The organism is Chitinophaga sp. (assembly GCF_035564935.1).
Lineage (GTDB): Bacteria > Bacteroidota > Bacteroidia > Chitinophagales > Chitinophagaceae > Chitinophaga.
This window is the reverse complement of the sequence record NZ_DATMTE010001088.1, coordinates 1-5,790: the sequence shown is the minus strand read 5'-3', so window position 1 is coordinate 5,790 and position 5,790 is coordinate 1. Positions and strand designations below refer to the sequence as shown.

Sequence of the window (5,790 nt, the reverse complement as noted above, 5' to 3'; positions counted from 1 at the left end):
CTGTTTCAGGCTTAGGTTGAGAAATTAGGATTGACTGAATTTGTTTTCCTTGCAAATCTTTTTTTGGCCCGCCTTTAATCATACTTTTTTTTGCTCTTGTGTTAACAATAGGCGATAATCAGGGATTACCAGTTAACCAGATATTCTGTAGCACCTTGTTTAATATTAAAACAGGCGCTACTTCGAAAGCGCAAAGGTAAAGAAAAAAATGCAATTTACTGAAAGATAGGTACTGCCGAACCAATGAATAAGATCTAATATACCGGTAGATAATAAGTAATACAATAAAAAACAAGGATATATATAGGAAAGTACGCGCTATTTCCGGTGAACAAAAGGCAATAATCACCAGAAACGGCACCAGCAACACACCCAGAACTTTGTTAATCAGGTAAAGAATGAAAATATAGGCATCGGCCAGTTCGGAATTGCCGAACAACCATCCGCAAAACCGCAGCATAACGTATTTAAAACCATACACCACTGCTACCATCATTACCAGGCCGGGTATCAGCAACCAGGGCTCCGCCTGGGGAAACACCTGCTGGCGGTACAGCACCAGGTAAAAATACAGCCCCAGCGCAATGGCAAAGAAAATATTCAGCAGCAAGTTGGGAAAAGGCGACTGCGACAACTGATCTTTCAACTGGCGCTGGCTCAATGTGGGATTGAGAAACGCCCGGAACAGGTCTGAAAAATATTTCCTGTAAGACAAACGGATGATACTCAGCACCAGCAATACACCGGCCATCAGGTAAATAAGCCAGTCCATATTACGGTAGGGCCTTATGGGATTAGTATCCACAAACCTGTGTTTGCCGGGTTTCAGGAAGATGTTTTCCTGCGATATCTTTTTCAGGTAAAGATCATAAGCAGATACCGGCTTCACTTTTGGCGCGGCTGCCAAAGCAAGGCTGTCGGCCTTCATTGCCGCCGAGGTATCCTTCCCGGCACGTGCGCTTGCCGGTAAAACGGCCCTGGTGCTGTCTTTCCTGACAGGAACAGTTCGCGGCTTCGGACGGGATGAATCGGCAACGGTGCGGGTGGCTACCGGCTTTTTCTTTACTACCGGCGCCGCAGCGGAATCTGTTGTTTGTGCCCAAACCGGCAAATAACCCAAAATGAATAACAGCAGTAACCAGTTTCGCACCAGGAAAATATTTTGCAATGACTTTAATCGGTTTTTCAATAACCCGTTTCCAAAGAAGGAATCAACAGCAATTAACAACGTCTGGCCCACATAACAAAAAGGAAACGCGATTTTGATATGGCAAAGATATTAAAATAGTCCATAGTTGACCGGAGTGTAGTAACGGGAAGAAGGTATCTTTGCGGCCAATACAGGTAAACAATTACAAAAAACGTTATGGCCGGGATTTATTTACATATTCCTTTTTGCAGGCAGGCCTGTTACTACTGCAATTTCCATTTTTCCACCTCGCTGGTGCAACAGGAAGCAGTGGTAAATAGCCTGTTGCAGGAAATCACGCTGCAAAAAGATTACCTGGTACAGGAACCGGTACACACCATCTATTTTGGCGGTGGCACTCCCAGCCTGCTGAAGGAGCAGGAACTCAACACGTTGCTGTTGCACCTGCGCGCCACCTTTAATGTGGCCCCGGATGCGGAAATCACGCTGGAGGCCAACCCTGATGATCTTACCCTTGAAAAGCTCACCCAACTAAAAGCCGCTGGCATCAACCGGTTGAGCATAGGCGTACAGTCATTTCATGAAGAGGACCTTACCTGGATGAACCGCGCGCACAATAGCCTGCAGGCGCAGAATTGTATCAAACTGGCGCAGGACCTGGGATTTCAGAATATTACCATTGATCTCATTTACGGAGGGCCTACCCTCACAAACGAGGGCTGGGAACAAAATGTGAAGCAGGCCATTGCCCTGGGTATTCCGCATTTATCGTGTTACGCACTTACCGTAGAACCGGGAACTGCGCTGGATCATTTTATAAAGAAAAAGAAAATGGCTGCCACCGATCCGGATAAGGCGGCGCAACATTTTGAAATGCTGATGGAATGGCTGGGAGCTGCAGGCTATGAGCATTATGAAATCTCCAATTTCGCTTTGCCGGGGTGGCATTCCCGGCATAACAGCAGCTACTGGCAGGGCAAACCGTATCTCGGCCTTGGCCCGTCGGCACATTCTTTCAATGGCGCTTCCAGGCAATGGAACATCGCCAGCAATGCACAATACATCAAAAGCATAGCAGCCGGTAAGGTACCTTTTGAAATGGAGTCACTCACCACCGCCATGCAGTTCAATGAATACATTATGACTGCCCTCCGCACTTCCGCCGGATGCAACCTGGAATGGGTGTCGGAGAAATTCGGAACGGATCATACCATTCACCTGCTGGCGCACAGTGAACCCTATATCAGGATGGGCCGCATAGAGCGGGTGGGAGAAACGCTGCGGTTAACAAAAGCCGGGCGCCTGTTTGCAGACGGGATAGCCGGCGAATTATTTATCTTATAAAAAAAAGCAGCGGAGATAATTTCCGCTGCTCACTATATTAAACATTCACAAAGCTGCATTACCATCCCAGGATGTACGCAAACATCAGCGGGGCCACAATAGTGGCATCTGACTCCACGATAAACTTAGGCGTATTGATATCCAGTTTACCCCAGGTAATTTTCTCATTAGGCACAGCACCTGAGTAAGAACCATAAGAAGTAGTAGAATCGGATATCTGGCAGAAGTAACCCCAGAAAGGAACATCTGTCCATTCCAGATCCTGGTACATCATTGGCACCACGCAGATCGGGAAGTCGCCCGCAATACCTCCGCCAATCTGGAAGAAGCCAACACCTTTACCAGCAGAGTTTTTACGGTACCATTCAGACAGGTAGATCATGTACTCAATACCGCTTTTCATGGTAGACGTTTTCAGGTCGCCCTTGATGCAGTAAGATGCAAAAATGTTACCCATGGTACTGTCTTCCCATCCCGGAACAATGATAGGAATATTTTTTTCGGCAGCGGCGATCATCCAGCTGTTCTTCGGATCAATTTCATAATGCTCTTTCATAGCCCCGCTCAGCAGGAGCTTGTACATGAATTGATGCGGGAAATAGCGTTCACCGGCTTCTTCAGCATCCTTCCATATTTTGTAGATATGTTTCTGAATACGGCGGAAAGCTTCTTCTTCCGGGATACAGGTATCTGTAACGCGGTTGAAGCCCTGCTCCAGCAGATCCCATTCTTCCTGCGGGCTCAGGTCACGGTAGTTAGGTACTCTCTTATAGTGTGTATGTGCTACCAGGTTCATGATATCCTCTTCCAGGTTGGCACCGGTGCAGGAAATGATATCCACTTTACCCTGACGGATCATTTCTGCGAAAGAAATGCCCAGTTCAGCCGTACTCATCGCACCGGCCAATGTCACCATCATTTTACCGCCTTCCAGCAGATGTGTTTCATATCCTTTGGCAGCATCCACCAATGCAGCTGCATTAAAGTGGCGGTAATGGTGCTGGATAAATTGAGAAACAGGTCCCTTATTCATGTTATTTAATCATTTATACATTAACGGTCTGGCTAATAAAGCCTTAACAGGGGGCAAAGTTAAGATAATTTTTGCAGGGGCAAGGGGCGTGGGGATAAAACAAAAGGGCCCGCGGCAAATGCCACAGGCCCTGTATTTTTAACACTACTAAAACTAAGCTTTTTTCAAACGGCTGTATACTTTCATGTTGGCTGCCGCATCTGTTTTGATCACAGTCCAGGTATCAGCGCCTTCCAATGTTACAAAATATACCACATTTTCTGAAGACGCATATTCCACTACACAATAAATGCTGTTGTCGGAATATTTCTTATTCAGTTTACTGAGCACTTTCAGTGGCAATTGATCTCCCTGCAGGTAGCGGGAGGTGGCCAGCAGCGTGCCGTCTTCCTTGAAGAAAGCGGTTACTTTCGTATTGCTGATGGTAAACTTGGCCGTAAAGGTTTTATTATCTTCTGTATACCACTTCACATCGGTTGCACCGGTAAAGGATTCATTGAAGGTACTGTTGATCTTTTTGTTAACAGTAGTTTCATAAGGGCTTGCAAAAAGTGCCTGTGCACTCAGCATAAGCGCTGCGCTGATTAATACAATAAGTTTTTTCATGGCGGAAAAAATTTATGGTGATTGTAATTTTTTTGTTTCGATGACTCAAAGCTACGCCCTGAAGTGCCTGGTGGTCAAGGCATACTTTACTGGTGGGAGCACATGATTAGTTGGACTATCCGTTAATGAACGTCCGCCTGACCGGTGGCGGACATAGGGCTGTAAAGACCAGCCATGGCCTGTTTGTTGGTGCCAACCTGCCAATGTTGCTTGGGGTGGAGTTAAGAAATTGTTAAAATGGATAAGGTTCTGTGGTAAACGGACCGGCCACTGCCAAATGACGCATAAATACGTACCTTGAGACGATGAACCACCTGGCCCATGCTTATTTGTCTTTTAACCAGCCGGAGCTGATCACCGGTAACCTCATTGCTGATTTTGTAAAGGGTAAAAAAGCCTTGCTGGCTTACACAGAAGGAATACAGCAGGGCATTCGTATACACCGGGCTATCGACAACTTTACTGACCAACACCCGGTAACAGGCAGGGCTAAACAATTTTTCCGCCCGTCGTGCGGATTATACAGTGGCGTATTCACCGACCTGGTGTATGATCACTTCCTGGCTGCTGATCCTGAGCGCTTTACAAACGACTCCCTATATTCGTTTGCCCGTTACGTTTACAGCCAGGTGAACCAGCGCGCTCAGCAGCTGCCACCGGCTTTTCTGCAGATGTTTGAGTACATGCAGGCCTATAACTGGTTGTATAACTACCATAGTACCGACGGCATTTCCAGCTCTATCAGGGGAGTAGCCCGCCGGGCCAGGTACCTGGAAACCGACGGCAATATTGTGTTTGCCGTGTTTATGGAGCACTATGCCGCGCTGAAAGAATGTTACCTGGAGTTCTTTCCGGACCTGCAGACTTACGTGGAAGGACTGCTGCAAACCGAAAACCGCTAACGGCTTGTTAAATGAGAGAAGTACGCTTTTCAGATTCCCTAAAAAAAAGTAGGTTTGCCGCCAACAATCTATAAAAGAAATAAAGCTTTCCAGGATGATGAAAAAAGTTCTCCTTTTTACCTTTGTAGCAGGTTTGATCAGTTTCAGCGCTGCAGCACAGGATAAAAAATTACCACCACTCGATGCCAGCCCGATGGACATGGCCTATTACCCTGTAATGTATCCTTATGTTGTAAAAGTAAAAGGCGAACCGGGAACACTGGTAGCCAGGGTGGTTTACAGCCGTCCTCAAACAAAGGGAAGGGATATCTTCGGAAACCTGGAAGAATATGGTAAAATATGGCGATTAGGCGCCAACGAAGCCACGGAAATAGAATTTTTCCGGCCTGTGATCATTGCCGGTAAAAACATTCCGAAAGGACGTTATACCCTGTACGCTATACCAACAGAAAAAACCTGGACCATCATCCTGAACAAAGACACTGATGTATGGGGCGCTTTTAAATACGATCAGAAAAAAGATGTGGTAAGAACCGCCCTTCCTGTATTGTCGCTGGATACCCCGGTAGAAGCATTTACCATGGTATTTGAAAAAGGAGATCCGGGCGCAAATCTTATCATTGCCTGGGATAAGGTAAGCGTAAGCCTGCCTATTAAATGGACAGAAAACGCTGTTGCAAAAAAGAAATAACACCTACAATATAAAATGCCGCCGGGGCGAAGTAATGCAGGAGTATACTGCATTTACTTCGCCC

Annotated in this window: 6 protein-coding genes; 3 read left to right on the top strand and 3 right to left on the bottom strand. The window is 46.4% G+C overall.

Features of this window, described 5'->3' with window-relative positions; translation table 11 throughout:
- Positions 1-118: 118 nt before the first annotated feature.
- A complete protein-coding gene (locus tag VN105_RS28075; protein WP_325646519.1) occupies positions 119-1,150 on the bottom strand; it encodes a DUF4271 domain-containing protein in 1,032 nt (343 codons plus the stop codon).
- Positions 1,151-1,366: 216 nt separating this feature from the next.
- On the opposite strand from VN105_RS28075, the gene hemW reads away from it, so the two are divergent.
- The gene (hemW, locus tag VN105_RS28070) at positions 1,367-2,494 is read left to right on the top strand and encodes a radical SAM family heme chaperone HemW (RefSeq protein ID WP_325646517.1); all 1,128 of its coding nucleotides are present in this window, start codon (positions 1,367-1,369) and stop codon (positions 2,492-2,494) included.
- A gap of 58 nt (positions 2,495-2,552) precedes the next feature.
- Here hemW and VN105_RS28065 read toward each other — a convergent pair whose 3' ends face one another.
- Both VN105_RS28065 and VN105_RS28060 read right to left on the bottom strand, forming a co-directional pair.
- Positions 2,553-3,527: a deoxyhypusine synthase family protein gene (locus VN105_RS28065; RefSeq protein ID WP_325646515.1), complete on the bottom strand. Its 975-nt coding sequence runs from the start codon at positions 3,525-3,527 to the stop codon at positions 2,553-2,555.
- 153 nt (positions 3,528-3,680) lie between these two features.
- Positions 3,681-4,133, bottom strand: coding sequence for a hypothetical protein (locus VN105_RS28060; RefSeq protein ID WP_325646513.1), 453 nt, complete (start codon positions 4,131-4,133; stop codon positions 3,681-3,683).
- Between the two features lie 305 nt (positions 4,134-4,438).
- Here VN105_RS28060 and VN105_RS28055 point away from each other — a divergent pair, with 305 nt between their 5' ends.
- The gene (locus VN105_RS28055; protein WP_325646511.1) at positions 4,439-5,035 is read left to right on the top strand and encodes an ACP phosphodiesterase; all 597 of its coding nucleotides are present in this window, start codon (positions 4,439-4,441) and stop codon (positions 5,033-5,035) included.
- Positions 5,036-5,132: 97 nt separating this feature from the next.
- Complete coding sequence (locus tag VN105_RS28050) at positions 5,133-5,726, top strand: DUF2911 domain-containing protein (protein ID WP_325646509.1); 594 nt, start codon at positions 5,133-5,135, stop codon at positions 5,724-5,726.
- The last annotated feature ends 64 nt before the right edge of the window (positions 5,727-5,790 follow it).